Source organism: Parvibaculum sp., from assembly GCF_019635935.1.
Classification (GTDB): Bacteria; Pseudomonadota; Alphaproteobacteria; order Parvibaculales; family Parvibaculaceae; genus Parvibaculum.
In genome coordinates, this window is sequence record NZ_JAHBYN010000001.1 from 1,513,054 (window position 1) to 1,540,000 (window position 26,947).

The 26,947-nt window shown below is 64.0% G+C and carries 24 protein-coding genes (1 of these 24 cut by a window edge); 16 read left to right on the top strand and 8 right to left on the bottom strand.

Going from position 1 to position 26,947, the window contains the following annotated elements; all coding sequences use genetic code 11:
• Positions 1–12: 12 nt before the first annotated feature.
• Positions 13–2,064: a TonB-dependent receptor gene (locus KF719_RS07605; protein WP_293508118.1), complete on the bottom strand. Its 2,052-nt coding sequence runs from the start codon at positions 2,062–2,064 to the stop codon at positions 13–15.
• 192 nt (positions 2,065–2,256) lie between these two features.
• On the opposite strand from KF719_RS07605, the gene ppk2 reads away from it, so the two are divergent.
• The 5 genes from ppk2 to KF719_RS07630 all read left to right on the top strand — a co-directional run bounded on the left by ppk2 (position 2,257) and on the right by KF719_RS07630 (position 7,970).
• On the top strand, positions 2,257–3,090 hold the full coding sequence (gene ppk2, locus KF719_RS07610; protein ID WP_293508119.1) for a polyphosphate kinase 2: 834 nt from the start codon (positions 2,257–2,259) through the stop codon (positions 3,088–3,090).
• Positions 3,087–3,908, top strand: coding sequence for a 23S rRNA (adenine(2030)-N(6))-methyltransferase RlmJ (gene rlmJ / locus KF719_RS07615; RefSeq protein ID WP_293508120.1), 822 nt, complete (start codon positions 3,087–3,089; stop codon positions 3,906–3,908). Before ppk2 ends, rlmJ begins: the two co-directional genes overlap by 4 nt.
• A gap of 113 nt (positions 3,909–4,021) precedes the next feature.
• Positions 4,022–5,335 carry an MFS transporter gene (locus tag KF719_RS07620; protein ID WP_293508121.1) on the top strand — a complete coding sequence of 438 codons (1,314 nt, stop codon included), beginning with the start codon at positions 4,022–4,024 and terminating at the stop codon, positions 5,333–5,335.
• Positions 5,336–5,618: 283 nt separating this feature from the next.
• A complete protein-coding gene (locus tag KF719_RS07625; RefSeq protein WP_293508122.1) occupies positions 5,619–6,287 on the top strand; it encodes a hypothetical protein in 669 nt (222 codons plus the stop codon).
• Positions 6,288–7,256: 969 nt separating this feature from the next.
• A complete protein-coding gene (locus KF719_RS07630; protein ID WP_293508123.1) occupies positions 7,257–7,970 on the top strand; it encodes a hypothetical protein in 714 nt (237 codons plus the stop codon).
• 102 nt (positions 7,971–8,072) lie between these two features.
• On the opposite strand, the gene KF719_RS07635 is transcribed toward KF719_RS07630, so the two are convergent.
• Positions 8,073–9,500, bottom strand: coding sequence for an aldehyde dehydrogenase family protein (locus tag KF719_RS07635; RefSeq protein WP_293508124.1), 1,428 nt, complete (start codon positions 9,498–9,500; stop codon positions 8,073–8,075).
• Positions 9,501–9,823: 323 nt separating this feature from the next.
• Here KF719_RS07635 and KF719_RS07640 point away from each other — a divergent pair, with 323 nt between their 5' ends.
• The 3 genes from KF719_RS07640 (at position 9,824) to KF719_RS07650 (ending at position 12,347) form a co-directional block, all read left to right on the top strand.
• Positions 9,824–10,147, top strand: a complete 324-nt coding sequence (locus tag KF719_RS07640) for a hypothetical protein (RefSeq protein WP_293508125.1) — start codon at positions 9,824–9,826, stop codon at positions 10,145–10,147.
• A gap of 212 nt (positions 10,148–10,359) precedes the next feature.
• On the top strand, positions 10,360–11,898 hold the full coding sequence (locus KF719_RS07645) for a GMC family oxidoreductase (protein WP_293508126.1): 1,539 nt from the start codon (positions 10,360–10,362) through the stop codon (positions 11,896–11,898).
• Positions 11,898–12,347: a hypothetical protein gene (locus tag KF719_RS07650; protein ID WP_293508127.1), complete on the top strand. Its 450-nt coding sequence runs from the start codon at positions 11,898–11,900 to the stop codon at positions 12,345–12,347. The genes KF719_RS07645 and KF719_RS07650 overlap by 1 nt, the downstream gene beginning before the upstream one ends.
• Before the next feature lie 106 nt (positions 12,348–12,453).
• Here KF719_RS07650 and mtgA read toward each other — a convergent pair whose 3' ends face one another.
• Complete coding sequence (mtgA, locus tag KF719_RS07655; protein WP_293508128.1) at positions 12,454–13,203, bottom strand: monofunctional biosynthetic peptidoglycan transglycosylase; 750 nt, start codon at positions 13,201–13,203, stop codon at positions 12,454–12,456.
• Positions 13,204–13,347: 144 nt separating this feature from the next.
• Between mtgA and KF719_RS07660 the strand changes: the two genes are divergently transcribed.
• A complete protein-coding gene (locus KF719_RS07660; RefSeq protein ID WP_293508129.1) occupies positions 13,348–13,581 on the top strand; it encodes a hypothetical protein in 234 nt (77 codons plus the stop codon).
• A gap of 57 nt (positions 13,582–13,638) precedes the next feature.
• Here the strand turns inward: KF719_RS07660 and mtnC are convergent, their stop codons facing one another.
• From mtnC to mtnB, 3 genes are read right to left on the bottom strand one after another with little or no spacing between them, the layout of a single operon-like run.
• The gene (gene mtnC / locus KF719_RS07665; protein ID WP_293508130.1) at positions 13,639–14,349 is read right to left on the bottom strand and encodes an acireductone synthase; all 711 of its coding nucleotides are present in this window, start codon (positions 14,347–14,349) and stop codon (positions 13,639–13,641) included.
• On the bottom strand, positions 14,346–14,900 hold the full coding sequence (locus KF719_RS07670) for a cupin domain-containing protein (protein WP_293508131.1): 555 nt from the start codon (positions 14,898–14,900) through the stop codon (positions 14,346–14,348). The genes mtnC and KF719_RS07670 overlap by 4 nt, the downstream gene beginning before the upstream one ends.
• Positions 14,897–15,511: a methylthioribulose 1-phosphate dehydratase gene (gene mtnB / locus KF719_RS07675; protein WP_293508132.1), complete on the bottom strand. Its 615-nt coding sequence runs from the start codon at positions 15,509–15,511 to the stop codon at positions 14,897–14,899. Before mtnB ends, KF719_RS07670 begins: the two co-directional genes overlap by 4 nt.
• Positions 15,512–15,756: 245 nt before the next feature.
• Between mtnB and KF719_RS07680 the strand changes: the two genes are divergently transcribed.
• The gene (locus KF719_RS07680) at positions 15,757–16,794 is read left to right on the top strand and encodes a winged helix DNA-binding protein (RefSeq protein ID WP_293508133.1); all 1,038 of its coding nucleotides are present in this window, start codon (positions 15,757–15,759) and stop codon (positions 16,792–16,794) included.
• A gap of 13 nt (positions 16,795–16,807) precedes the next feature.
• Here KF719_RS07680 and KF719_RS07685 read toward each other — a convergent pair whose 3' ends face one another.
• Entirely contained in the window at positions 16,808–18,862 is a 2,055-nt protein-coding gene (locus tag KF719_RS07685; RefSeq protein WP_293508134.1) for a rhamnan synthesis F family protein, read from the bottom strand.
• Positions 18,863–19,067: 205 nt separating this feature from the next.
• Between KF719_RS07685 and KF719_RS07690 the strand changes: the two genes are divergently transcribed.
• Positions 19,068–20,525 (top strand): DUF2793 domain-containing protein, encoded by a 1,458-nt coding sequence (locus tag KF719_RS07690; protein WP_293508135.1) that lies wholly within the window; start codon positions 19,068–19,070, stop codon positions 20,523–20,525.
• 40 nt (positions 20,526–20,565) lie between these two features.
• Here KF719_RS07690 and KF719_RS07695 read toward each other — a convergent pair whose 3' ends face one another.
• Complete coding sequence (locus KF719_RS07695; protein WP_293508136.1) at positions 20,566–21,288, bottom strand: sulfotransferase family protein; 723 nt, start codon at positions 21,286–21,288, stop codon at positions 20,566–20,568.
• Positions 21,289–21,557: 269 nt separating this feature from the next.
• Between KF719_RS07695 and KF719_RS07700 the strand changes: the two genes are divergently transcribed.
• From KF719_RS07700 to KF719_RS07720, 5 genes are all read left to right on the top strand, one after another.
• Positions 21,558–23,900 (top strand): hypothetical protein, encoded by a 2,343-nt coding sequence (locus KF719_RS07700; protein WP_293508137.1) that lies wholly within the window; start codon positions 21,558–21,560, stop codon positions 23,898–23,900.
• Positions 23,887–24,648, top strand: a complete 762-nt coding sequence (locus KF719_RS07705; protein ID WP_293508138.1) for a glycosyltransferase family 2 protein — start codon at positions 23,887–23,889, stop codon at positions 24,646–24,648. The genes KF719_RS07700 and KF719_RS07705 overlap by 14 nt, the downstream gene beginning before the upstream one ends.
• A 2-nt stretch (positions 24,649–24,650) precedes the next feature.
• Complete coding sequence (locus KF719_RS07710; protein WP_293508139.1) at positions 24,651–25,568, top strand: NAD-dependent epimerase/dehydratase family protein; 918 nt, start codon at positions 24,651–24,653, stop codon at positions 25,566–25,568.
• A 90-nt stretch (positions 25,569–25,658) separates the two neighbouring features.
• On the top strand, positions 25,659–26,828 hold the full coding sequence (locus tag KF719_RS07715; RefSeq protein WP_293508140.1) for an NAD-dependent epimerase/dehydratase family protein: 1,170 nt from the start codon (positions 25,659–25,661) through the stop codon (positions 26,826–26,828).
• Positions 26,829–26,878: 50 nt separating this feature from the next.
• Positions 26,879–26,947 carry the 5' portion of a class I SAM-dependent methyltransferase gene (locus tag KF719_RS07720; RefSeq protein ID WP_293508141.1) on the top strand. It continues 1,074 nt past the right edge of the window, so 69 of the gene's 1,143 nt are visible here — the first part of the coding sequence; it begins with the start codon at positions 26,879–26,881; its stop codon lies beyond the right edge, outside the window.

A 26,947-nucleotide genomic window follows, 5' to 3' on the forward strand; every position in this document is an offset into this window, starting at 1 on the left:
ATCGGTCGGCGTTCAGAACCGCGCCGTCACCGCGAGGCGCACATTCCGCCCCGGTTGCAGCACGTCGTTCTTCTTGAACGAGCTGTGATTGCGTATTTCCTCATTAAGCAGATTTTCGCCGACGACCGCGAGCTCGATACCGACATTGTGGTTGAAATCGTTGGGCGGCACGATCTTGTAGCGCAGTTCCGCCCTCACATTGGTGTAGCTGCCGGTCTCCGTTTCGTTCGCCTCGATCCGGTCCTGCTTGAAGGCATGCAGAAAGCCGAGCCGTCCCGAAATCCGGTCCTCCTCGAAGAACACACCGGCGCCGGCCCGCATCGGCGGAATACGGGGCACATTGCCGCCCGCGTCTAGTTTCGCGCGCACCATGTCGAATTGACCGGTGACGCCTGCGCGTCCCGTCGCCCAGCGCAGCACCGTCGCGCTGGCCGCCGTCTCGAAACCGCGGAAGGTCGCGTCCTGCTGCCGGAAGAACACCTGGTCGAGCTCGTCGCCGGCACCGTGCGGCGTACAGGTGTCGAAACCGTCATCGTCGCATTCTTCGCCGGTCAGATGCTTGTAGATGAAGTCGTCGAACGACGTGTGGAAGACAGCGGCCTCGAACGAGAAGTCCTCGCCCTCGCGCCGGGCATTGATCTCGAACGACCGCGCCTTCTCCTTGCCGAAGGTTGGATCGCCGATTTCGAACGTCTCGGTCGCCTCGTGCGGGCCTTTGGAAAAGAGTTCCTGCAGGTCGGGCGCCCGCTCGGTATGCTGCGCCGTCGCACCGACAACCCAGCCGCCGCCGAGGCTCTGGACGAGACCCAGCGAGCCGCTGACCGGCGTGAAGCTGCGCGACACGGCGAAGTCGAAGGGGTTGAGCGGATTGGTGATGTCGAGCGCCGTACCCTTGACCTCGACGCGTTCGATGCGACCGCCGAGCTGCAGCTTGAGACTGTCGGTGACTGGCATTTCCTCGAAGATGAAACCGGCCAGCGCCTCGCTATGCGCCGGCGCCAGAAGTTCGCCGCCCTCGCCCGCGGCCTTGACCTCGCGCTTGCGGAAATGAACGCCCACGGCGCCGGTGAAAGGCCCGACGGCGCGATGCAGCAGCTCCGCCCTGATTTCACCCTCGCGATTGTCGAAGCGCGATTCCGTGCTGTCGCCCGCATCGAGTTCGCCATGCGAATACTCGCTGTAGCCCGCATCCACCTTGAACCCGCTGAACGGGCCACCGGAGAATTCGAACTCGGCCGCACCCTGAAGCCGCGTCTGCCAGAGTTCGATGCGCAGCGGATCGGTGGGATCGTCGGGCGCCGGAATCCCGTACTGGCTGTCGTAATGGCTGATCGAACCGCCGATATAACCGTTCTCCAGCAACACCGAGGCGCCGCCGGCAACGCCCGCGCTCTCGGTCCATGTGTGGTGCTGCCGCTTGGTCGGCTGATTGGGAATCTCGTAGCTGCCGGTTTTGCGCGCAAATGTGTCGACATGCCAGACCACGTTCCCGGTCGCGACATTGAGATCGGCATAACCCTGCCGGCCGTAATTGACATGGTCGTAGGCGGTCGAAACTTCGCCCTCGAAGCCGCCCTTCGGTCGCGCGGTCGGAATGCGGTTGTTGATGATGTTGACGACGCCGCCGATCGCCTCGCTGCCGTAACGCAGCACCGCCGGCCCGCGCACAACCTCGACGCGCTTTGCCGACAGGGGGTCGATCGGCACCCCGTGATCCTCGCTGACCGTCGAGACGTCGCCGGCGCCGATGCCGTTTTCCTGCACCCGCACCCGCGTGTTGTCGAGGCCGCGAATGATCGGCCGGCTGGCGCCCGCAGCGAAGGAGCTTTCGGCGATGCCGGGCTTGTTGCCGAGCAGCGCGCCGATGCTGGCAGCCGACGAGCCGAGAATTTCGTCCCGTTCGACGACAGTCACCGGCGCCGCCAGTTCGTCGAGCGATGAGGCGAGCGGCGAGGCGGTGATGAACAGCGGCGGCGCCACAGCCTCATCGGCCAAAGCCGGCAAGGCGGCGGTGAGCGCGATGACGGAAACCGCCGCATAGAGCGGCGAAGACAGATGTTTCATGGAAAGCCCCCTTAAGCTGAACAACCCGGACATGTGATGTTATAATGTATCAATTCCTGTAAAGCCAGCGGCCTTGGCGGTCAACCCCCCGAAACGGTGGGCTGCGTCAAAATCGCCGCCGCCATTCCGCCCCGCCCGCCATGGAGCTAGGCTGGCGGCGGGCGACAGAGCGCCCGGGCGGAAGGAGCGGCAATGGCAAAGGCGGCAAAGGCAACGAAGGCCAAGCCAACGAAGGCAAAGGCAACGAAGGCAAAGCCCACGAAATCGTCCGGCGACGGGCCCTATCGCAAGGCGCTCTACGATCTTCAGGTCGAGCTGGTGAAGCTGCAGCGCGACATCATCGCCAACAACCGCCGCCTGCTGGTGATCTTCGAGGGCCGCGACGCCGCCGGCAAGGACGGCGTCATCAAACGCATCGTCCAGCATCTGAGCCCGCGCGAAACCCGCACCGTCGCGCTCGGCAAGCCGTCGGACCGCGAACGCAGCCAGTGGTATTTCCAGCGCTTCACCGAACATCTGCCGGCCGCCCAGGAACTCGTGCTCTTCAACCGCAGCTGGTACAACCGCGCCGGCGTCGAGCGCGTGATGGGTTTCTGCACGGGCGAGGAATACGAACGCTTCATGGCCTCCGTGCCGCTCTACGAAAACATGCTGACGGGATCGGGCATCCAGCTGGTGAAATATTATCTCGACATCACGAAGCCCGAGCAGAAAGAGCGCCTTGCCGCCCGCGCGAAGGATCCGCTGAAGCAGTGGAAGATTTCGCCGATCGACCATGTGGCGCTGAAGCACTGGCACGACTACAGCCGCGCCCGCGACGAAATGCTGGCCCGCACCCACACGCTCTCGGCGCCGTGGAACATCGTCCGTGCCGACGACAAGCGCGCCGCACGCCTCAATGTCATCCGCGATCTGCTGTCGCGCGTCGACTATCGCGGCAAGAACGCCAAAATCGCCGTGCCCGATCGCAAGATCGTCTTCGCCTTCGATCCGGCGCAACTGAAATCCGGCGTCATCGCACCATGAACTACCGCCACGCCTATCACGCCGGCAATTTCGCCGATGTGATGAAACACAGCATCCTCGCCCTCGTCGTCGAGCACATGAAGCTGAAGGACAAACCCTTCTTCCTGCTCGACACCCATGCCGGCACCGGCGAAACCGATCTCTCGGGCGTCGAGGCGCAGAAGACCGGCGAATTCCGCAACGGCATCGCCCGCGTGCTCGCCGAAGAAGATCCGCACCCCGCGCTTGCGCCCTGGATCGCCGCGCTCGGCGACGAACCGCTGATGCAATATCCGGGCTCGCCGCTGATCGCCGCGCGGCTGATGCGCGAGACCGACCGCCTCGCCTTTTGCGAACTGCACCCCGACGACGCCGCGGCGCTGAAGCAAAACTTCGCCCGTGACGCCCGCGTCAAGACCCATGCGATGGACGGTTACGCGGCGCTGAAATCCATGCTGCCGCCGAAGGAGCGCCGCGGCGTGGTGCTGATCGACCCGCCGTTTGAATCCCGCGATGAATTCGCCCGCCTCTTCGATGCGCTGACGGATGCGACCGCCCGCTTCGCCACCGGCACTTACATCATGTGGTACCCGGTCAAGGACCCGTCGGTCTCCGGCGCCTTTCTCGAACGCCTCGCCGAGGACGGCCCGCCGAAATCGCTCTGCCTCGAACTCCACGTCATGGCCGCCGATCCCGCCCGCATGACCGGCTGCGGCCTCGTCGTCGTCAACCCGCCCTGGACACTCGCCGGCACCGCGCGCGACCTGCTCGACTGGCTGGCCCGAACGCTGGCGCAAGCCCCCGGCGCCCGCGCCCGCGAGGAATGGCTGCGGCCCTGACGCCGAAACGAATCGCCCCCAACGAATCGAATGACCGGAACGCGCTTTCCAGTCTATAAAGGCGCCGGCGCCACAGCTGACAAACAGTCAGAAAAGCAACAAGGACAAGCCGCGTGGACCGGGAAGGCCCCCCGACAGACGAAGACGAACGCGCGGCGCGCCTCGCCGCGGCCGAAACCGCCTATGAGGCCGAGATCGAGGGCAATCTCCGCCGCAACTACGCGGCCAATCTCGCCCACGGCCTGCTCGGGCAAACCGGCTTCCGCCTCGTCAACGCGCCGACATTCGTGCCCGCCTATATCTACCTGCTCTCGGGCTCGGAATTTCTGGTCGGCCTCGCGCTCGCCGCGCAATGGCTCGGCGCGTCGGCCTCCTCGATCTTCGGCGCAACGCTGATCGAACACCGCAAGCGCGTGCTGCCGATGGGCCTGCTGATCGGCTGGGGCATGCGCGCCGGCGTGCTGGGCCTCGCGCTTGGCGGCTTCTTCCTGCCCGACCGCTGGGCGCTCGTCACCGCCATCGGCTTTCTCTGCCTCTTCGGCCTGTTCAACGGCATGCAGGCGGTGATCTTCAACACGCTGATGGCCAAGGTGATCCCGCTGCGCCTGCGCGGCCGCCTCACCGGCTTCCGCAATTTCGCCGCCGGCCTCACCGCCGCCGGCGTCTCCTGGATGGGCGGCCATTATTTCGTCGAGGGCAATCTCTTCGGCAACGGCTATGCCTCGACCTTCCTGATGGCCTTCATCCTGACTTCCATCGGCCTGTCGCTCTTGATGCTGGTGCGCGAGCCCGAGCCGCCGACCATTCGCGCCCGCGCCACGCTGGGCGGCCGCTTGCGCGACATCCCGATGATGCTCAAGGCCGACCCCGCGCTCGGCCGCTTCTATGTCGCCGCCGGCCTCGCCGCGCTCGGCACCATGGCGGTCCCCTTCTACATTCTCTATGCGGGCGAGCGCATCGGCCTCTCGGGCGCCACCATCGGCATCCTCTCCACCGCCTTCCTGCTCAGCCAGACCACGACCAATCTTTTCTGGGGCTGGCTCGCCGACCGCTTCGGCAACCGCCTGGTCTTCATCCTCTCGGTCGGCACATGGGGCGCGGCCACCGTGCTGCTGCTCGCCGTCGACACGCTCTGGCCGCTTGCCATCGCCTTTGCCGGCCTCGGCGCAGGCCAGGGCGGCTTCCAGAATTCCAACCAGAACATCATCGTCGAATTCGGCGCCCGCGACGACCTGCCCATGCGCATCGCGGTCCTGAACACCGCGACCTCGCTGATGCATGCGGCCGGCCCCTTGCTCGGCGGCGTCGTCGCCTATGCGATTTCCTTCGACGCCCTCTTCGCCCTCTCGATCGCCGTCCTCACCGCCGCCGTCCTGACGATGTTCTTCCTCGTCGACGAACCGCGCAAACGGCGGAAGTCCCTCTAGCGCGCCTTCTTCCTGTTCCGCCCGACGCGCCAGCGGCGGGCAATCGACCGCAAGCAAACGCCCTCACCCGCAGCCCCTCTGCGTCTCTGCGCCTCTGCGTAAGTGCTTACTTCGCGTCTTCGCGTCTTCGCGTGCAAAGCCTATCTTCTTCTCTTCTCCGCACCTCCGCGTCTCCGCGCGAAACCCCTTCCCTTCCCCCCTTCCCCCGCAACAAGCTTTCATTAGCATTCCCCCGCCATACTCCGGCTGACGCGCAAACCGCGCACCCGCCGGGGCTCTTCGCATGTTTCGTCCTTTCGCCGCCGCCATTCTCGCCACGCTGTTTGTCCTCCCGGCGCTCCCGCCCGCGCAGGCGGCGTCCTTCTTCGGCACGGCATCGGCCGACAAACTGATCGCCGAACGCACCACGGCCGCCTACCGCAAGGTCGGCACCGGCGACCTCTATCGCTTCAACATGCTGCAGAAAGACCTGATCGCCGGCGCCGCCACCGTCGCCGCGCTGGAAGAGGGAATGGCGCTCGGCCGCCGCTGGCTCGACAAGGAACCCGTCTTCGCCGGCTCGGTCTTCGGCGTCATCGCCCGCGCGCCCGAAGCCGCCGAAAGGCCGGCCGCACCGCTCTACAGCGAAGCGCTCTACTGGAACGCCATTGCCTATGACCGCATCTGCGAGCGCGACGGCGAACTCTGCCAGGCGCTGGCCGCCAGCATCCTTTCCAGCGAGCCGGGCGCGGCATCGCTGAAGGCAAGTGCGCTCCGCTACATCAATTTCGCCAATGCCGCGACCGCCGGCGCGCTGCCGCCCGACCTTGTCGCCGACGCCGCCGCCAAATGCCGCACCGCGCATGAAGTGCTCAAATCGCGCGCCGCCCGCGATGCCCGCGACATCCACGGCTTCTACGCCGAGCAACTGCAGAGCACCTGCGGCGCCGCACGCACCGCTGCTGCGCCGTGAACTGACGGCGAACGCCGACACACGGCATCAACCCCACCCACAAATGTCACCCCGGCGAAAGCCGGGGCCCATTGGTTCCCTCAGCAAGAGCGATTGCGCGCCGCGACCGGCGCCGAAACACCGCACCCTCTAACAACCGCTGCGGCAAGCCGAACGGCGAATGGGTCCCGGGGACAAGCCCCGGGATGACACCCATGGGTTTGGCAATTCCTCACCCCCACACTCGTCATTGCCGGACTTGATCCGGCAATTCAGAAGGCGCGCGCAATGCGCGCCGTCCCTCTTCACAAAAATGTGCCTTGAGCATCGACCGCCGTTTCAGCATCGGATTCTTGCGAAGAGAGACGCCGCTTGCAGCGGCACCTGGATGCCCGGGTCAAGCCCGGGCAAGACAACTTGGGTTGAAACGTCAACCCTACCCAAAGGTGTCCCCCCGGCGAAAGCCGGGGCCCACCCTGCCCGCCGTAGCGCCGCGCCAGCGTTGCGAAGGCAGGTCGCAGCACCTCTTGCCGCAGCAATCAATGCCGCGCTTCCTCGCCTCCCCACATCGTCTTTGCCGGACTTGATCCGGGCATCCAGTAGCCCCCCCAAGGAGCCTCTCTTCGCAAGAAACCCGGGGGCCGCTCAGAAACGTCGTGAGCAAGACAGCCTAATCAGACCCGTCAATTACGACGGCATCCTTGGGATTCTAAGCCAACTCCACGCGGAGCCTGTTTTCTTTCGTACTCGGAACGATCCGGAAAAACTTGGTCTGTCTTGCCGTCACCCCCGCCGCTCGACCGCCGCAGCCATGGTACTCACCTCGAACAACTACCATTAGCCTTTGTGGGGATCTCGGACCATCAAACAGGATTAAGTTTGATGATTTTCTTCGCAGGGACATCGCGCTGTTGTACTGTCACGTATTCTTCTAGACTTGAAGCTACGATGGTCTGTGTACAAACCATACACTATGAAGGAGCGTAACACATGACGAAACCGAAAACCGAAAGGACATTGCCCACTCAATGCGTTTGCATTGTCGCTGCATTTGTACTCTGGACAATTGCTTCGATTGGCTTGACTACGCCCGCCAATGCCTCGGCGTTAGATGGGATAATTGAGTACGTGTATTCGTTCTTCGACAACGAAGAGAACCAAATACGTAGAGGCCTAGAAGATCATTTACGCACGGGTCCTGGGGAATGCTTGGTCTACGGGCCGCTAAGGCGCTCATTCGGCTATTTTATGCCACGTGAAAAAGTTGAAGTACTTGAGAAATCTGGAATTGCTACTTTTTCTGAGGAGCGCATGGGTATTCTTCCGTCAAGCCAAGTGGGAAATCTCACGGAATTTGGTCAGCGCTACTACTTCCCTGATGTACAACAGCCAACATGGCAAAGAATGAGGGGTGCTATATGTGTCGGACGGCGCGAACTCGCAAGCATTGATGAATACACCGCCCCATCGCAGATAAGGGGGAAAACGGTCACGCAAGTCCGCTATCAGTATCGTCTAGTTGATATACCGGAATGGGCGACCACATTAGAAGTGATCAATGCGTTCCCTGAGGCCGGGCGGCGATTGGCTGCTCATGACCGCAGCATTGTGCTTCCTCAATCTTCGACGGCGCAGGACACTTCTGATACGGTCGTGCTGGTGAAAACGAACGTTGGCTGGAGGGCAGCGACCCCCGAAGACTAGCATCACCTCGCAAGGGACAAGAGCAGTAATTCCCCCAAACAAAAAAAGCCGGCCCCTTTCGGGACCGGCTTCTTCCTTGCCCGGATCAATCCGGAATTCGCATCAAGCGGCGTTATACCCCAGCACCGCCTTCACTTCGAGGAACTCCTCGAAGCCGAACTCGCCCCATTCGCGGCCGTTGCCCGACTGCTTGTAGCCGCCGAAGGGCGCGTTGAGGTCGGGCCCGGCGAGGTTGAGATGCACATTGCCGGTGCGCAGACGCGCCGCGACTTTCCGCGCATGTTCCGGCTCGCCCTGCACATAGCCCGACAACCCGTAGACCGTGTCGTTGGCGATCGAAACCGCGTCTTCCTCGTCCTTGTAGGGAAGGATCGCCATCACCGGCCCGAAGATTTCCTCGCGCGCGATGGTCATGTCGTTGGTGACGTTCGCAAAGACGGTCGGGCGCACGTAGTAGCCCTTGTTGACGCCTTCCGGCCGTCCCGGACCGCCGGTGACGAGCGTTGCGCCCTCCTCGATGCCCTTCTGGATCAGGCCCTGGATCTTGTTGAACTGCACTTCCGAAACCACCGGCCCGATCACCGTGCCTTCGGCGTTCGGATCACCGGCCTTCACCTGCTCGGCGGCGGCCTTCGCGATCTGGATCACCTCGTCCTGGCGCGCGGCCGGCACCAGCATGCGCGACGGCGCGTTGCAGCTCTGGCCCGAGTTCGACATCATGCCGAACACCGATCCCGTCACCGCCTTCTTGAAGTCGGCGTCGTCGAGCACGATGTTGGCCGACTTGCCGCCGAGTTCGAGCGCGACGCGCTTGACCGTGTCGGCGGCCGCCTTCGAAACGAGAATGCCGGCCCGCGTCGAGCCGGTGAACGACACCATGTCGACATCCGGATGCGCCGACAGCGGCGCGCCGACGCCCGGCCCGTCGCCGTTGACGAGGTTGAACACGCCTTTCGGCACGCCCGCCTCATGCAGCACTTCGGCGAAGATATAGGCGTTGATCGGCGCCACTTCCGAAGGCTTCAGCACCATGGTGCAACCAACGGCCAGCGCCGGCGCCACCTTGCAGGCGATCTGGTTGATCGGCCAGTTCCACGGCGTGATGAAGGCGCACACGCCCACAGGCTCGCGCACGATCCGCGTCGGGCCTTTGTCTTCCTCGAATTCGTACTTCTTCAGGATTTCGAGATTGGTGTTCAGATGCGCGATGCCCATGGCGGCCTGCGCGTTCTGCGACAGCTTCTGCGGCGCGCCCATCTCCTCGGTGATCGCGGCGGCGATTTCGGCATAGCGCTTCTGATAGACCGCCATGATCGACTGCAGGAGGTCGATGCGCTCCTGTTTCGTCGTCGTCGAGAATTTCGGGAAGGCGGCCTTCGCGGCGGCCACCGCCTTGTCGACATCCTTGGCCGAACCCATGCTGATGCGGGCGAAAGGCTCCTCGGTGGCCGGGTTGATGACGTCGAGCGTCTTCGGCGCCGCCGGGTCGACCCACTGGCCGTCGATATAGAATTTCAGATAGTCCTTCATGGGGGCAGTCCTCCTTGTTTGATGCCGTCCCTCGGCCGGCCCGCCCCCGCCCGTCTTTTGCGGGCGGTCGGGGCTTTTTCGGGGTCCGGGCCGGGCCTTTTTCGGGCGCCGCCCCGGTGCCGGAGAGGGGATTCCTGTTGGCATGAAACCTCGCATGGGCACCCTTGCCCGGTCCAGCCAAAAACACCCTCCTTTTCCGCCGGATCGTGCGGCAGGCATCCGCTGCCGCGCCGCCGCGGCGCGAAATTGCGCTGGACGCGGCGCGGCCGGCCTGTAGCCTCGATGGACCATGCCCAAACGGCACTTTCTCAAGGGGGGAGATCATGAAAATACACAGGCTCGCCGCCATCGCCGCGGTCGCCACCATCGGCTTTGCCGCGCCCGCCGCCGCCCAGGACCTTGCCTTCATGCTGGCGAACGAAAGCGGCTACGATCTGGTCGAGTTCTATGCCTCGCCCGTCGATATCAACGACTGGGAGGAGGACATTCTGGGGCAGGACATTCTGCGCAGTGGCGATGCCCTGCGCGTCATCATCGCGGATGGTCGCGAACAATGTACCTACGACCTTCGCATGGTCTTTGCCGATGGCGACGTGCTGGAAGACACGACGGACCTCTGCGAGACGGGCAGCTACACGATCGAATGACGCCGTCCCCGGCGATCGTCCGCACATGGTCGCCGGGACCGCGCCCGCGAAAACACCCTCGAAATCCACCGCAACGGCGCGTAAATTCGCGGCCGGCATATGATCAGGGCCCGGCATCGCCGCGATTCGGTCACGATCCGGGGCGACAAGGGCGCGGCAGGCCGCAATGGGCCTTCCTCGTGCCGACGAAACAAGAGGACCGGCAAACCATCATGTTCATTGACGGACGCAACGTCCCCGACGGCGCCACGATAGAAACCGACCTCGCGATTGTCGGCGCCGGCGCGGCGGGCATTTCGATTGCCCGCGAGCTCGCCGGTTCCGGCATTTCGGTGGCGCTGATCGAAAGCGGCGGCTTCGAATTCGATGCCGACACGCAAGACCTCTATGAAGGCGAGATGGCGGGCGTCGAATATCCGCTCACAAGTTCGCGCCTGCGCTATTTCGGCGGCACCACCAATCACTGGGGCGGCTGGACGCGGCCGCTCGAACCCATCGACTTCGAGGAGCGCGACTGGGTGCCCCATTCCGGCTGGCCGATCACCCGCGCCATCCTTGACCCGTATTACGAGCGCGCCGCCGATCTCTGCCAGCTCCGCTCCACCGCCTTCGACGACGCGTCGGCCTGGGCCGAGGGCGGCGAGCCGCTGCCCCTCGCCGGCGACGAGGTGATGACGCGCTTTTTCATCTACAGCCCGCCGACGCGCTTCGGAAAGAAATACCGGCCCGACATCGAAGCTGCGAAAAACGTCACCTGCTATCTCAACAGCAATGTCATGGAGATCGTGCCCACGGAAAACGGCGCCCGCGTCGAAACCTTGCGCATCGGCACATTGTCCGGCGTCCGCTTCGAGGTGAAACCGAAAGTCTGCATCCTCGCCGCCGGCGCCATCGAAAACGCGCGCATCCTGCTCTTGTCCAACAGCGTCGAGCGCGACGGCCTCGGCAACCGCAACGGGCTTGTCGGCCGCTTCTTCATGGAGCATCCGCACATCCCCTCGCCCGCGACCTTCCTCGTCACCGATCCGGATCATGTGGCGCGCTTCTACCGCACCTACACGAAGCTCCAGAATTCGGTGGTGCGCGGCTGCTTCCTCTTCTCGCCGGAATATCTGCGCCGCACGCGCCGCATGGGCACCGTGCTGACCTTCGGCATGAGCTACGCCGTGACGGAAACGACCGGCACCGAGCCGGACAACCGCGACCCCGCCGCCTGGATCCAGCCTTTGGTGCTGAAGCTCGCCCGCGACACAACCTCGGCCGCCGCGCCGAATACGGAATATGGCTGGCGCATCGGTGTCGGCTGCGCGAGCGAACAGGAGCCGAACCCGGCAAGCCGCATCACGCTGTCGAACGAAAAAGATGCCCTCGGCCTCGCCCGCACGCGCCTCGCCTGGCGCTTGCGCAAATCCGATGCCGCGAGCCTGCGCGGCAATCTCGAAGCGCTGGCCCGCGCCTTCGGCGCCTGGGGCGAGGGCCGCGTCCGCGTGCTCTTCCCCGAACGCGACGAATGGACGGTCGCCGAAGGCTGGGGCAACCATCACATGGGCACGACGCGCATGGCATCCGATCCGAAAAAAGGCGTCACCGATGCCGATTGCCGCGTCCACGGCATGTCGAACCTCTACATCGCCGGCTCCTCGCTCTACCCGACCGGCGGCACCGTCAACCCGACACTGACGCTGGTCGCATTGGCGCTGCGCCTCACCGACCATCTGAAATCCCGTTTCGAGGAAGGGGCCTTCGCCTGATGGAAAAGGATATGGAGCACACGGAGCATCCGCCGGTCTCGAGGCGCAACGTCGTTATTCTCGGCGGCACTGCGCTTGTCGCCGCCGCCGTGCCGGCCGCCCTCTTCCACCGCAAGCCGAAGGGTCTCGCCCTCGACACCGATGTCTTCATGCGCCTGCTGGCCGATCCGGCCGCCGCCGCGAAGCTCGGCGAAATCCGCTTCGCCGAAAGCAAGCCCGGCCTCACCCGCGCCGTCTACGAAACGCGCCTCGCCCGCCGCCTTCGCGCGCATGGCTGGTCGCCCGCCGCCTCGCCGGAGCTGGCGCGCCGCGCCCTCGCCGCGTCCGTCCGCGCCGACTATCTCGGCGACCGCATGGTTGCGATCGAGAAATGGCATCTCTCCGAAACCGAAGCCGACCTCTGCGCGCTCGCCGCGCTGGTCGTGCGCGCGCAAGAGCACCCCGTCTGACTTGTCCCGCAAAGCGGGGACAAACCCGGGCACAAGTTGCGGGACAAGTTGCGGGATAAGTCGCGCCCCGCATCTTCGTGACAGTTTTTTGACAGATCGGTGACAGTCAGCCCGCGCAGGGTCCGTTTTGCCCGAGCGTCACCGACCGCGCCCGCACCTCGATGGTCCGCGACCGCGCGCCCGGCGTCGGCGTCCAGCGCAACGGGCTCGGCAGCACGGCCACAAGCTGCGCTGCCTGCGACGGTGAAAGATCGGCCGCGCTGACGTTGAAATAATGCCGCGCCGCCGCCTCCGCGCCGTAAATGCCGGGGCCGAGTTCGACGATGTTGAGATAGAGTTCGAGGATGCGCCGCTTGCTCAAAATCGTTTCCAGCCAGACGGTTATGTACGCCTCGCCGCTTTTGCGAAAGTAGGTGCGGGCCGGCCACAGAAAGAGATTCTTGGCCGTCTGCATACTGATCGTCGACGCGCCGACAAGCCGCCCGCCCTCGCGACGCCGCGTCAGCGCACTGTCGACCGCCGCCCAGTCGAAGCCGCCATGCAGACAGAATTTCGCATCTTCCGCCGCAATGACCGCGCGTTGCAGATGCGGCGAAATCTGTGTCAGCGGCACCCAGTCTTTCGAAATCCCGTGTCCGTCCGCCGCGCGAATAATCATCAGCGGCGTCGCTGGCGGCGGCACCACCGCATAGAGAAGAATGACAAACGCAGGCAGGAAAAACACGATCAGCACGGCGCGCGCAACGGCAAGCCCCCCCTGTCCGGCAATGCGCCGCGCGGCCTCCTTCCGGCGCTCGGCCGCCTCCTCGCGCAGCCTGTCGCCGCTTGGTCCTTCGGGTCTGATGTCCTGTGTCATCGCCGGCGATCATCCGCAAGTAAGCGTGTTCACACAAGGCCCGCCGTCAAGCAATCGGCCACGAATTGCCTCATTCCTGCCCTGCTTTGGCCTCCGTCCGGATCGAACCTGCTTGCCGTCGATTCATTGATGATGGAGGCGGAGATGAAGAAGACCCCGGCAATTCTGGTCATGGCTGCCTTTCTGTTGACGACAGGCTGCACCAACCTGAGCAAAACCGAACAGGGCGCGCTTTCGGGCGGCGCCATCGGCGCCGGTGTCGGTGCCGCGGCAACCGCAATCGCCGGATCGAGCATTGCCGCCGGCATGATCGTCGGCGGCGCGGTCGGTGCGGCGGCGGGTGCTTATTCCGGCTGCAAGAAGGACGAGAAGTGCTGACGCATATCGTCCAATTCAGATCGAAGAGCCCGGCGGAAAGCATTCGCCGGGCTTTTTTCATGCGCCGGGCGCAAGCTGTTCCTCGACCGCGTCGAACGAACCCGCGACCGGCGCGGCGCCCTCTGCGTGCCACACGTTGAGGCTGAGTTCGCGGTCGATCCGTACACAATGCATCCCCGCCTTGAGCGCCGCCTCGATCTCGCCGGCGTGGTCCGACAGAAAGAGCATCTCGCCCGCTGCGAGCTTTGCCGCCCGCGCAATCGCCTCATAGGAAGCCGCATCGAGCTTGCCGCCAGTCCGCGTGTCGAAATAATTCTCGAACAGCGGCGTCAGATCGCCTTGATCGGAATAGCCGAAAATCAGCCGCTGCGCTTCCTCCGAACCCGACGAATAAACGAACAAACGCAATCCCCTGTCGCGCCAGCGCTTCAGCATCGCCGCGGCATCGGCATATACAGGCCCGTTTAGCACGCCGTCCTCGTAGCCCTGCCGCCAGATCAACCCTTGCAGGAATTTCAGCGGTCCCGCTTTCCGGTCTTCGTCGATCCATGAAAGAAGCAGCGCCACCGTTTCGTCGCGCGACGCATCGGGCACGCCGCCCAGCGCCCGCGCCTCGGCCAGCGCCGCCGCGACCTCGGCGTCGTCGCCACGCTTGGCCACGAATTCCGCCAGCCGCGCCCGCGCGTAAGGAAACAGCACCTCATGCACAAAGGAGATCGGCGTCGTCGTGCCTTCGATGTCGGTAACGACCGCGCGAATGCGGCTCACGCTGCCGTGCCTTCGAACTTCGGAAAGCGCGTCGCGATGTCGTCGCCGGTGAAGCGACCGACCCAGCCTTCGGGCGACGTGAAAATGCGAATGGCGCAGAAATGCGGGGCGGGACCGGTATCGAACCAGTGCGTCGTACCCGCCGGAACCGAAATCAGATCGTCGCGCTCGCAGACGACGCGATAGACGCGGCCGCCCTTGCGCAGATAGAACGCGCCCGCGCCTTCGACGAAAAACCGCACCTCGTCGTCGTCATGCGTGTGCTCGGCGAGAAATTTCTGGCGCAGCGCTTCGCGATCGGGATTGTCCGGTTTGACGCGCACCACGTCGGCGCTTTTGTATCCGCCCTCATCCATCAGCCGCTTCACCTGCGGCCCATAGGCGTCGAGCACGGCCGCTTGGTCGGCCTCGTCCGGCAACTTGTGCGGTGCGTCCCATCGCTCGAACGTCACGCCGATGCCGCCAAGCGCCGCCGCGATCTCCGCCGCATCGTGCGTGTCGAGCAACACTTCGCCGGGGTTCGTATCCGGATAGACCGTGAGCTGTGTCATCTTGCGCCCTCCTCATGCATCTGGGCGGTGAGCAGAAAATCGAAAGCTTCCATGTGACGGATCGTTTCCGTCACCGTCGCACCCCAAACATATAGGCCGTGCCCGGCGATAAGGTAGCCTGGCGCCGCGCTGTCTTGCAGCCGCGTCTCGACCAGCGCCGCCAGCCGCACCGTATCCTGGTCGTTGGCGACGATCGGAATGTCGAGCGCCACGTCATGCGTCGTCACGCCGGAAAAAGCCTTCAGCAATTCCCACCCTTCGAGACGGAGCACACCCGCGCGCGCGTGCCGCCGCGACAGCACCGTCGCCGCAACGCCATGCACATGCGCGATGGCGCCGATTTCGGGCGCCGCCGCATAGCGCACCAGATGCAGCGGCCCTTCGGCCGAGGCGCGCGGATGCGGCGGTCCCGCGATCTCGACCTCGATCACGCCGCTCGCGTCGAGCGCCGCCTTGTCGCCGCCCGTCGCCGTCAGCGCAGCACGCGCCGCGTCGATCCGCACCGAAAAATTGCCGCTGGTCGCCGGCACCCAGCCGCGCGCCCCGGCAAATCGCGCCATGGCGACGACGCCCTGCGCGGCTTCGTCAAAACTCTGTTTCGTGGCGGACATCGGCGGCGCGGTCTCCGGAGACGTGGAAAATCGGCGCCACCATAGTGCATTCGCATGACGATGGAACCCATCGGCGCAACGGCCCGCCTCCCGCCTCGCGGGCAGCCTTCCGTTCATTTTGGATCGCGAAACGGACCAGTACACGGGACGGCAAGGGTGCCCATATTTAAAGTTGCATAAACCTTTTTATGTGTGTCATTGTGGTTGAGTACAATCCGATTCGACTAATCAAAAAGGTTTACATCATGCGCCCGATTTCGCAGCCGAATGAGAAACAACCTTCCGCGGCCCAGCCCGTTGCCGCCCTTGTCGACCCGGAGGGCGCCGAGCGCCTGCGCGCCATGGGTGTCCAGCCCTCAGAACTCGGCACCGACATCGCCTGGCAGATCGCCAGCTCGCGCGGCGCGGTGCGCGACCGCCTGCTGCGCGACGCCGCGATCCGCATTGTCATCGTCGATGCCGACACCGAGACCGACCCCCTGCTGCGCGACCTCTCCCGCAACACGGCCCAGTTCGCCGAGCGCCCCTGGCTGCATTTCATCGCGCTGACCGCAAGCGTCACCCCGGAGTTGCTGCGCCAGCTCCGCCAGTTCAAATCCTGGTCGGTTCTCACCACACCCTGCGACGCCGGCGAAATTCGCGAAGCACTGCGGGAAGCCACCGCCAGATCCGCCGAGCAGCACCGCCTCGCGATGCTCTCCGCCGCAATCCGCGCCGAGGCCGAGGACATCCTGACCCGAACCCGCAACATCGTCGGCGCACTGCGCGACTGCGAAGTGCCGGCGGCACTCGGCAATCTCGTTCGCCTTGCCGACCGCATGACCGAGAGCGATGGCACACCGCAAGCCCGCCGCATCGAGGCAAGCCCCTCGACGGCCGGCCACGCCGCGCCGCTCCACGGCCTCTCGCCCGACGACAGCGGCCGCCACTGGACCCGCAGCCTGATCGGCCTCTGTTCGGCGCGCCAGCATTTCTTTCCCGACGGACTTTTCTCGGACCCGGCCTGGGACATGCTGCTCGACCTGACCCATGCCCGCCTTTCGGAAAAGCGCATCTCGGTGTCGAGCCTCTGCATCGCCGCGCGCGTACCCGCCACCACCGCCCTGCGGCGGATCGGCGATCTCGTGAACGAGGGGCTGGTCACGCGCATCCGCGACGAAAACGACGGACGCCGCGTTTTCGTCGAACTGACGGAGGACGGCTTTTCGCGCATGATGGCTTACATCGAAAACATCCGCGGCGCCTTGCCGGATGAACGTCGGGGCATGCTGAAAAAGGCGTGAGCGGCGGACGGCATCAGCCCGACATGTTCCAGAGGACAGACCGCCGCCGCAGCACATCCTCGACGCCCGCCACGCGCATCCCGCTGGCAACGACACTGAGCGCCAGTCCGCGTTCGATCGCATGGGCAAGCGTGCCGTCGAGTTGACCGGCCTCGGGTTCGAAATCGTCCTCGCCGATCGCGAGGCTCATCAGCGGCGCGAGCGCCTGCACCCGCACGACGAACATCGAGCCCTCGAGGAAGCTCCCCTGCGTTACATCGCGCGACGTCAGCCCCAGACGGCGCGCAAGCCCGAATACCCGCGCCTCGTTTGCAAGGATGTTGTTTCGCAACCCGGTCAGATGTTCGTCCGGCCCGATCATGCCGAGCGCAACGTCCTGCTCGAATGCGGTGACGATCCGCTCGAAGTTGTCGCGCCCGAACAGGGGTTCGACCAGCGCACGCCGCCATTTCGCGCCGTCCTTTCGATGCAGCGACCGCTTGGTGTGGATTTTTGCGACAAGGTCGAGCCCCTCGCCGCGCAGTTCGTCAAAAAGCTTGAGGAACGGCAGAACGTCGCGCCCGCGATTGTCGAACACGCGCAGCGCATAATCCCGTCCCGACGCCACAAGCAGCCGTTCGATATCGGCCCGGCGTTCCGTCGTCGTGGTGACGTACAGCCTGTGTGGCGTCGCCGTGTTGCGCAGTGTCGCGAGAATTTCCTCGAGAACGTCGGGATAATACGCATGAACGACAAGCGCGGCGCTGAGCGGGCGCGGCGCGGGTGTAGCCACCGCGCAGCGCGCCTGCGCCACCCGCAGCGCTTCGATCCAGGCATATCCGTAGCGGCTGTCGTCTTCGAGGCGCAATCCACCTCCGTCCGGGCCGGCGGCAAGGTCGACGACGAAAGGCGCCGGTTCCCCGTCGCGCGCATCGCGGCTTGCTGCTTCCATCGCCGCATGAACGGCGCGGCCGAAACACGACGGGGGCGTGTCCGGCAGGCGCGCTGTTTCGTCTTCTCGAACCCACGCGGGAACCGCCGCATCGCGCACATCTGCGCCAACAACAAAAATCTCGTCAAGGCCGGCCGCGCGCGCGGCACCGCGCCACAATGCAGCGCATTCCTCGGCGTCCGGCGTCTGCGCGAGCGGCGGCGTGCCCAGCGCAAGCTTCGTATCGACACGTAAGGCCCGCCGGTCACGCAGAAAAGGCGCAATCGCCTCGACGAAAGCAATCTCGCTGTCTCTGTCGAACCGTTCCGCGCGCGGCGCGTCGATCCGGCGAAGAAAGAAGGGAAAGTCCGCGTCTACATTCGCATTGTCGAGAAAGCGCCGCACGGCATCGTCAAGCCGGAGTTTCCCGTCGCTCCACGCACATGGCAGGCATATCGCCGACAAGCCAGCCAGCCGCGCCCGCGCCACCAGCGCCGCATCGATTTCCGGCACCGCTGCACCGCGCGACAAGTCGCCGATTACGCGCAATGATGGAGCAATCGCCGCCGCCCGCGCCATTGTGCCCACCCGCTCCGGATATTCGAGCATGCGCTTGCTGAAGCGCGAGCGGGGCAATGCCAGCGCCGCTTCCCAATCGCCGCGCACCGCGCCGCCGAAGCCCTTGACCCCGTTTCGGCGGATCGCCTCGCGCAACATCGGATAGCTCGCCCGCCCGGCAAGGAGGCGCCACGCGAACCTCAACGACAGGCCGCCATAGAAGGTCGCATAGCTGCGTTCCCGAAGGCGCCACTGCGCGTCTGAAAGAGCGTCGCCATGCCGGGCCGGCGAAACGATCAGCGACGGCGCGTCCTGCGTCAGCACAATGGGCGCAAGGGCTTTCACTCTCCCGCCGCGGTCCGCATTTCCGAAGTCGAGATCGACCGCGTGAACGACCTCCTCGCGCGCGGTGTCGACATCGATCGTCAGCACAGGGACGTCCTGCGCGCGCGTCTCCACGTCCAGAAGATAGCGCCCGGCCGCCAGCGGTCCGCCATGCGCGGCCGTCAGGCGGACAGATGCACGCCCATCCGGCCCCTCGCCCGCCGCCGCGTACAGGGACGTTCTCCGGCCGAAACGCCATCCGGTCGCAAGGCCCATGAAGCCGCTTCCCACGCCCGTTGTTCTCCCGTCGCCCGGCCCCGGATCGGGACGCAAAGCGCCAAAACTCGATAAGCCATCGCCGGAGATCGCGCAACCGGACGGCACGGCGGCGCTACAATTACTGCGAAGTTCGGCAAACTTATCCCCGCCCCATTCCCCCAACCCTACGATCCCCGCATCCGAGGAAGCAAAGGGGACGATCATGTCTGCCGAAACGACCGAACTTCTGGGCCTGCCCTACATTGTGCCGAGCCAGGCGCAAAAGCATGTCTCTCACAATGAAGCGATCCGCACATTGGATGCGCTTGTCCAGCTTGCCGTGAAAAGCCGCGATCTCGCCGCACCACCCGCCGAACCCGCGCCGGGCCAGCGCCACATCGTCGCCGCAGACGCCACCGGCGCATGGACCGGCAAGGACGGACAGGTCGCCGCCTGGCTCGACGGCCACTGGCACTTTCTCGCGCCCAACACCGGCTGGCTTGCCTGGGTCGAGGCAGAGGAAACATTGCTCGTATTTGCCACCGCCGGCTGGATCGATTTCGCGCCCGCTGCCGCCGCCGCAACCGGCGGCAGCATGCTCGGCGTCAACACCGATGCCGACGAAACGAACCGCCTTGCCGTCAAATCCGACGCCGCGCTCTTCTCTCACGACGACGTGATGCCGGGCACCGGCGACATGCGCCTTGTCGTCAACAAGGCGGCGGCCGAGCGAACGGCTTCTTTCCTGTTCCAGGACGACTGGTCCGGCCGCGCCGAGTTTGGCCTGACCGGCAGCAACGATCTGACCTTCAAGGTCAGCGCCGACGGAACCGTCTGGAAAAACGCCATCGTCATCGACCGCGCGACGGCCCGCGTCGCCTTTCCCGCAGGCTCGGTCTACCGCGAACGTCTGGCGGCGCCACGCACCTTCCACGTCCGCACCGACGGCGACGACGGCAATGACGGGCTCTCCGATACATCCGCCGGCGCCTTCCTGACGCTCCAGCACGCCGTCGATATCGTCGCCGGAGAGCTGGATCTCGGCGGCTTCACCGTCACCATCCAGCTCGGCGCGGGCACCCACGCAGCCGCCGTCCTGAAGCCCGTGGCCGGCGGTTTCGTCGAGATCGTCGGCGACGAGGCCACACCCTCCAATGTTGTCATCGCCGGAAGCGCGGCGCGCGCGATCGACGGATCGCTGGCCATCGGCAGCGCCTGGACGATCGCCGGCGTCCGCTTGCAGACCACCGGCAGCGGCCAGTACGACGTCGCTGCGATGATCGCCGGACACGGCACGGCACTTCGCTTCAGAAATGTCGACTTCGGCACGATCGGAAGCGCCGCGCCTCACATACTGGCATTGGGTGGCACCATCGAGGCAACCGGCAACTACACGATCTCCGGCGGCGGCGGACGTCACTACTGGGTGGCCAATGGCGGCGGCGTGCTCGTGCAATCGCGAACGATAACGCTGACCGGCACACCGGCCTTTGGCACGGCCTTCGCCTACGCGCGCACCTGCGGCACGATGACGATTGGCGGCAATACCTATGCCGGCGCCGCCACGGGCCAGCGATACCACACCGCGCAGAACGGCGTCATCAACACGGTCGCCGGAGGCGCCACCTATTTCCCCGGCGACAGCGCCGGCGCGACCGCAACGGGCGGACAATATATCTGACCGCCGGACATTCGCGGTGGCGTGCCGCAACCTCGAACATTCAGACCGTTTGGTCGGGAAGTGTGTCGGTATAACCGAACGCATCGAAGTCCGGCGCGTAAACCCGCCGGACGATGTCGACAATACCGGGCGTGTAAAAATCCGTCAGGCGGCATTTTGCATCGGTACGATTGTGCGGCGGCGGCATCAAGGCGCGAAGGTCGACCCCTGTACTTTCGGCCAGACGCGCCATGTCGCTGGAAAAACTCTCCATCCTGCCGACAAGATCATAGCGAATATCACCGAACAACGTCTGCTCCGTCTGCACCCTCCAGTGCACGTCCATATCGGCCGCTCTTTGTTGTGCAAGGGCATCGACAAACATCGTAAACGATACCGGCGTGCTGGCGTCGAAGCCTAGCTTTGCGCGCCGGTTGACGCGGGCACGCCTGATTGGGCCTTGCCGCTCGGCGAACTTGTCCAGATAGGCCGACAACACACGGACGAACGGATTGCGAACGAAGGTAAATCGGAAGAACGCCGGTGCATTGATCCTCTCTATGGCGGCCTCGTAACCGCCCTTGCAGGATACCGATTGCAGCAGATTCTCTTTCCGGTTGTGCGGCTTCTCCGGGTTGAAATCCGGGTTGTCTCTCTCGGCGCGCGAAAGCGCGATCTTGATGGACGTGCAGGCAACTTTCGGTACAGCCACGTAGAGCAGCTTTTTCCGCGCCGAAATATGGACGATCTTGCATATTTCAGCGGCCGGCAACCGGGCTTCCATCTCCGCTCCCTGATCCTGTTGGGGGAAGAGTTCGGAGGCTAGTCCGCCGTTCACCGGATCGCAACACAGCATCGGGCAGCCTGCGCGTCGTTTGGCTGCCCTTCCGCCGGCACCGGATTTTCCGCCAGGGTACGATATGCTTGCCCGGCCTGCTCGAAGGCTCTATTTACGTACCTCGATGAAAATACCGGGACGCCATGACGGACAATCTGGACACGCCAACGGGAAGTGAAAATCTCCCCGAAAATCAGGTACGCCCGGATAGTGCCGTGTCTCCCGAACGCCGCTGTGTCCTTGTTCTGGGCATGCACCGTTCGGGCACCAGCGCGCTGGCGCGCGTATTAAGCATGTTGGGCGTCGGCCTCCCGGAAAATCTGGTGGAGGCGGCGGCAAGCAATCCGGCGGGATTCTGGGAGCCGGAGACGATTGTCCGCTTGAATCAGGCGATTCTGGGCGCTGCCGGCTCGTCCTGGGACGACTGGCAGGCCTTCGATCCCGACTGGCACTCCTCGCCCGCCGCCGCCGAATTCAGGGCGCGCGCGCTCGAAGCCTTGAACGCGGAGTTTGGCAACGCATCGCTGTTTGTGCTGAAGGATCCGCGCATTTGCCGCCTCGCGCCGTTCTGGCTCGACGTGTTCGGCCGGGTTGGCGTAAGGCCGCTGATCGTCCTTCCCTTGCGCAATCCGCTCGAAGTGGCGGCCTCGCTCGAGAAACGCGACAATCTGGCGCCGGAATTCGGCTGCCTCCTCTGGCTGCGTCATGTGCTGGAGGCGGAATCGGCGTCGCGCGGCCTGCCGCGCTTTCATTGCAGCTACGACGAACTGTTGACCGGCTGGCCGCAACTTGTCGCGCGGGCGGCGGATGTGCTGAAGCTTTCCTGCCCGGAGCCGGACGAAAGCGCCCGTCCGGAAATCGACGCCTTTCTGAGCGGCGAGCTGCGCCATCATCGCGAGGAACCGCGGCGCGTCATCGAAGACAAGTCGCTGTCGGGCTGGCTGCGCGACACCTTCGCGATTTTCGACCGCTGGGCGGCCGAAGGCGAGAATCCGGAGGATTTTGTAACGCTCGACCGGATCAGGGCGGCATTCGACGAAGCGGCCCCGGCATTCGCCTTTGTCAAACGCACGGCGTCGGCGACCGCCCGGGAACGGAAGATCGCGCAGCTTGAAGAAGAGCAGGCACAACGTAAAGCGGCATTGAAGAAGGCGCGCGACAACGCGGCGAGGGAAAAAGCCGAACGGGAACGCCTGCAAGCGCGGCTGAAAGAGCGCAACGGAGAGGTCGCGAACCTGATCCGGTTGACGCGCGAAAAGGAAGCTGCCGCGCGCAGTCGCGGCATTGCCGAGGCCTTGCTCGATGCGCCGGCGTTGTCGCTGCTGCCGCCCGTGTTGCGGACATGGCGTCAGATGGCCCGAATTCGCCGCGCCGGAATTTTCGATGCCGACTGGTACAAAAGCAAATACAGCGACGTCGGCGCTTCCGGCATGGACCCGCTGCGTCACTACGTCAGATACGGCTTCGCCGAAGGCCGGGCGCCCAATGCCGGTGTGGGCGAACACGGCATTGGCGGCGGAAGGAAGCGGCGGCGTCGCTCGTTTCTTCCCACGCCGCTGCGTGTGCTGGGCGGAATGATATCGATGAAGCGGCCGGGCCGTTTCGACGCAAAATGGTATATCACCGCAAACCCGGACGTTGCCGCATCGGGCATGAACCCGTTGCGTCACTACGTGCAATACGGTGCGCGGGAAGGGCGGAGCCCGAAATCGTCGCCCGACTTCGAGGCCCTCAGCGGCATGCTTGGCATGCTTCCCTCGGACACGCAAAACCTGCTGAACGAACGCCGCCGCAGTATACGCGAGAGATTCGAGACCGGTGTTCTGGGCGAGATGGTGGCCAAGGCTGCGGCTTTCGAACCGCTCATCTCCCATGCACAGCAAAATACGCTTGCGGTCAATCTGCCTCCTTTTTACGCGAACCCGGCGGTGCCGCAGATCGTTGCGATGCATCGGCTGCACGAGGCGGCGCAATTCCGCAGGGCGCGCGCCGCGATCGTCCTGCCGCGCGGCGACCGGCCGCAAGCCGTCGCGGCGGCCCGCCGTCTCGCAAACGCGCTTGCCGGCATCTATGGGCCAGAAGAACTTGTCGTGCTGTGCACCGACGCTGCAGACCGGGACACACTGAACGGCCTGCCCGCCGGTTGCCGGCAAATCGGCTTCGCCTCCGTCGTGAACGGACTGCCGTCCGGAACGCGTGAACGCGTTTTTGTCGAGTTCCTGCGATCGTTGCGCGCCGATATGGCATTCAATCTGGAAAGCCGGCTCTTCTGGAATTCGATGCGCACCTATGGCAAGGCGCTCGCGTCGAGCATCCGGCTATATGGTTGTCTTTTCCACAACGAGCAGGACGCGCAAGGTCTGTGGCGGGGTTTTGCGCTCGAAAGATTCTATCGGACTTTCGATATTCTCGCCGGCGTCGTCGCCGAAGATGACGCCCTGATCGACGAGCTGGTTTCGAGGTACAGCGTTCCACCCGGCCAGGTTCACAAAATCTCGACGCTCGAAAACACGATTTCCGCAATCTCGAAAAGCATGAATGACAATGTCGGACGTTGACATCTCCGTAGTCGTCACCGCGCACAACGAGACCATCGTTGCCGGCCCGACCGTATTGAGCGCCGAAGCGGCCTGCCGCGCCGCGGAAGCCGGCGGCTTCGGCGTCGAACGTCTGATTGCGCTCGACGCCGCAACGGATGCCTGCCGCGAATTTTTCACCCAGCCCGCCTTCGACAACTGGACGAAGGTGTCGCTCGACCAGCGCGACCTCGGACGGACCCGAAACGCCATCATGTCGACGGTAAAGGGACGGTGGATTGCCTTTCTCGATGCCGACGATCTTTTCAGCGAAAACTGGCTGATCGAAGGCGCAAGACGGCTGGCCGGGGCGGAAGCCCGCGGAGAACGCATTATTGTCCATCCGGAGTTCAACTGGATATTCGACAGGGGACATTCGATTTTCGTCAAGCCGGATCAGGACGATCCGATTTTCACCCCCTATTTCTTCTACCGCAGCAACTACTACGACTCGCTTTGCATGGCGCCGAAGGAGGCGCACCTGGAAATTCCATACATTCACCGCGACATTCCCAACGGCCTTTCGTTTCAGGACTGGCAGTGGAATATCGAGACCATGGCTGCCGGGTGGAAGCACGTAACCGCGCACGACACGATCATTTTCAAGAGACGCCGGGACGATTCTCTCGTTACTGAAAGCAGAAACCGGCAATCGATCATCCGCGCCATTGAACCGATGGCGATCGATCGGGTTCGAGATCTTGGAAAATCCGAGCGAAAGGCGAATTGAGAATGAAGAATGTGTTGATCACGGGCGGCGCGGGATTTATCGGTGTCAATCTCACCGCGCATCTCGCCGCGCATGGCGGCTACGCCATTACGGTTCTCGACAATGAGAGCATGGGCGACCGGCGGCATCTCGAACCCTTCGGCGTACGCTTCATTCACGGCGACATCTGCGACGATGCCGCGCTCGCGGCGGCGCTGGACGGTCAGGAGGTCGTCGTCCATCTGGCCGCCGATACGCGCGTCATGGATTCGATCGACAATCCTGTTTTCAATTTCGAGGTCAACGCCGTCGGCAGCCTGAAGGTGCTCGAAGCCTGCCGCAAGCGGAACACGCCGCGCATGATCGCGGCATCGACCGGCGGCGCCATCATCGGCGAGGCCGAGCCGCCAGTCCATGAAGACATGGTCGCAAGACCGCTCGCGCCCTACGGCGCGTCAAAGCTCGCCATGGAAGGCTATATGTCGGCCTATACCGGCGCTTACGGTATCGGATGTTGCGCGCTGCGCTTCTCCAATATTTATGGCCCTCGGTCTTTTCACAAGGGCAGCGTCGTCGCGCATTTTTTCAAGCAAATACTGGCCGGAAAAGAACTGATTGTTTATGGAGACGGGTCACAGGCCCGCGACTTTTTGTATATAGAAGATTTGGTTGACGGGGTACGCCGGGCAATGGAAAGTACCGCGGTGGGGGTTTATCAACTCGGCAGCGGTTATCCGACGACGGTTAACGAGCTGCTGGGTGTCATGGGCAGCGTGGTGGGCCGGACAGACCTTCCGATCAAATTCGAAGGATTTCGTGCCGGCGAAATACACAGAACATGGTGCGAAATTTCGAGGGCACGCGCGGCCTTCGGCTTCGATCCGGCAACGTCGCTGAGCGACGGGCTGGAGCGCACATGGGCATGGTTCAACGCCCGCTGAGCCGGGCGCGCCTGCGGGATGCCGGACCGGATCGCAAATCGAACCACAGGGGTGTGGTAGCCGGGTGTTTTCAGTGAAGAGGAATTTGTAATGAAAATCGTTGTGTTGGGGGGCGATGGATTTTGCGGTTGGCCCGTTAGCCTGCATTTGTCCCAACGTGGTCACGACGTGATTATCGTCGACAACCTGTCGCGCAGAAATATCGACGTCGAGCTCGAGGTCGATTCATTGACGCCAATTCGCCCGCTGGGCGTCCGGCTCGCGGCATGGAAGGAATTGACCGGCAAGGATATTCAGTTTCTGAATTTTACCGTTGGCGAGAACTACCATCGCCTGCTGACATTGATCCGCGAAGAACAGCCCGACGCGATCATTCACTTCGCCGAACAGCGCGCCGCGCCCTATTCGATGAAATCGTCGCGGCACAAGCGCTACACGGTCAACAACAATCTGAATTCCACGAACGATGTTCTGGCGGCGATCGTCGAGTCCGGCGTCAACGTTCATCTGGTGCATCTCGGCACCATGGGCGTCTATGGCTACGGCACCGCGGGCATGAAGATTCCCGAAGGCTACCTCAAGGTAAAGATCGAGACCGAGAACGGCGACCACGAACAGGAAATTCTCTATCCGGCCAATCCGGGCTCGATCTACCACATGACGAAGACGCAGGATCAGCTCTTCTTCCATTTCTACAACAAGAACGACGGTGTGCGGATTACCGACCTTCATCAGGGGATCGTCTGGGGAACGCAGACCGAGGAGACGTCGATGGACGAGCGTCTCATCAACCGCTTCGACTACGACGGCGACTACGGCACGGTGCTCAACCGCTTCCTGATGCAGGCCGCGGTCAACTATCCATTGACCGTGCACGGAACGGGCGGGCAGACGCGCGCCTTCATCCACATCAAGGACACCTGCAAGTGCATCGAACTGGCGATCGAGAACCCGCCGCAGAACGGTGAGCGCGTCAGCATCCTGAACCAGATGACCGAGACCCATCGTGTTCGCGACCTGGCCCAGATGATCGCCCAGATGACCGGCGCCGAAATCGCCTTTGTCGAGAACCCGCGAAACGAAGCGGCGGAGAACGACCTGCATGTCGCCAACGACCGCTTCCTCGGCCTCGGCCTCAACCCCATCACCCTCGCGGAGGGGCTGATGGAAGAGGTGACCGAGATCGCCCGGAAATACGCCCATCGTTGCGACACGGCGAGAATTCCCTGCGTCTCCTACTGGAGCGCGCAGACGAACTGATCCGGCCGCGGGTGCGCACGGAACGAAAATCGGAGCGGGAGTTCGACTTCATGCCGGTAAGAGCGGAGTTCGAAAAATATCGGCCTCTGCTGAACCGGCTGACGGCCGCCTCGGCGGAT

Coding starts and splice junctions, on each gene's coding strand:
- KF719_RS07605 (WP_293508118.1), bottom strand. CDS start 2,064: ATGAAACATCTGTCTTCGCCGCTCTATGCGGCGGTTTCCGTCATCGCG.
- ppk2 (WP_293508119.1), top strand. CDS start 2,257: ATGGCAAAGGCGGCAAAGGCAACGAAGGCCAAGCCAACGAAGGCAAAG.
- rlmJ (WP_293508120.1), top strand. CDS start 3,087: ATGAACTACCGCCACGCCTATCACGCCGGCAATTTCGCCGATGTGATG.
- KF719_RS07625 (WP_293508122.1), top strand. CDS start 5,619: ATGTTTCGTCCTTTCGCCGCCGCCATTCTCGCCACGCTGTTTGTCCTC.
- KF719_RS07630 (WP_293508123.1), top strand. CDS start 7,257: ATGACGAAACCGAAAACCGAAAGGACATTGCCCACTCAATGCGTTTGC.
- KF719_RS07635 (WP_293508124.1), bottom strand. CDS start 9,500: ATGAAGGACTATCTGAAATTCTATATCGACGGCCAGTGGGTCGACCCG.
- KF719_RS07640 (WP_293508125.1), top strand. CDS start 9,824: ATGAAAATACACAGGCTCGCCGCCATCGCCGCGGTCGCCACCATCGGC.
- KF719_RS07645 (WP_293508126.1), top strand. CDS start 10,360: ATGTTCATTGACGGACGCAACGTCCCCGACGGCGCCACGATAGAAACC.
- KF719_RS07650 (WP_293508127.1), top strand. CDS start 11,898: ATGGAAAAGGATATGGAGCACACGGAGCATCCGCCGGTCTCGAGGCGC.
- mtgA (WP_293508128.1), bottom strand. CDS start 13,203: ATGACACAGGACATCAGACCCGAAGGACCAAGCGGCGACAGGCTGCGC.
- KF719_RS07660 (WP_293508129.1), top strand. CDS start 13,348: ATGAAGAAGACCCCGGCAATTCTGGTCATGGCTGCCTTTCTGTTGACG.
- KF719_RS07670 (WP_293508131.1), bottom strand. CDS start 14,900: ATGACACAGCTCACGGTCTATCCGGATACGAACCCCGGCGAAGTGTTG.
- mtnB (WP_293508132.1), bottom strand. CDS start 15,511: ATGTCCGCCACGAAACAGAGTTTTGACGAAGCCGCGCAGGGCGTCGTC.
- KF719_RS07680 (WP_293508133.1), top strand. CDS start 15,757: ATGCGCCCGATTTCGCAGCCGAATGAGAAACAACCTTCCGCGGCCCAG.
- KF719_RS07685 (WP_293508134.1), bottom strand. CDS start 18,862: ATGGGCCTTGCGACCGGATGGCGTTTCGGCCGGAGAACGTCCCTGTAC.
- KF719_RS07690 (WP_293508135.1), top strand. CDS start 19,068: ATGTCTGCCGAAACGACCGAACTTCTGGGCCTGCCCTACATTGTGCCG.
- KF719_RS07695 (WP_293508136.1), bottom strand. CDS start 21,288: ATGGAAGCCCGGTTGCCGGCCGCTGAAATATGCAAGATCGTCCATATT.
- KF719_RS07705 (WP_293508138.1), top strand. CDS start 23,887: ATGTCGGACGTTGACATCTCCGTAGTCGTCACCGCGCACAACGAGACC.
- KF719_RS07710 (WP_293508139.1), top strand. CDS start 24,651: ATGAAGAATGTGTTGATCACGGGCGGCGCGGGATTTATCGGTGTCAAT.
- KF719_RS07715 (WP_293508140.1), top strand. CDS start 25,659: ATGAAAATCGTTGTGTTGGGGGGCGATGGATTTTGCGGTTGGCCCGTT.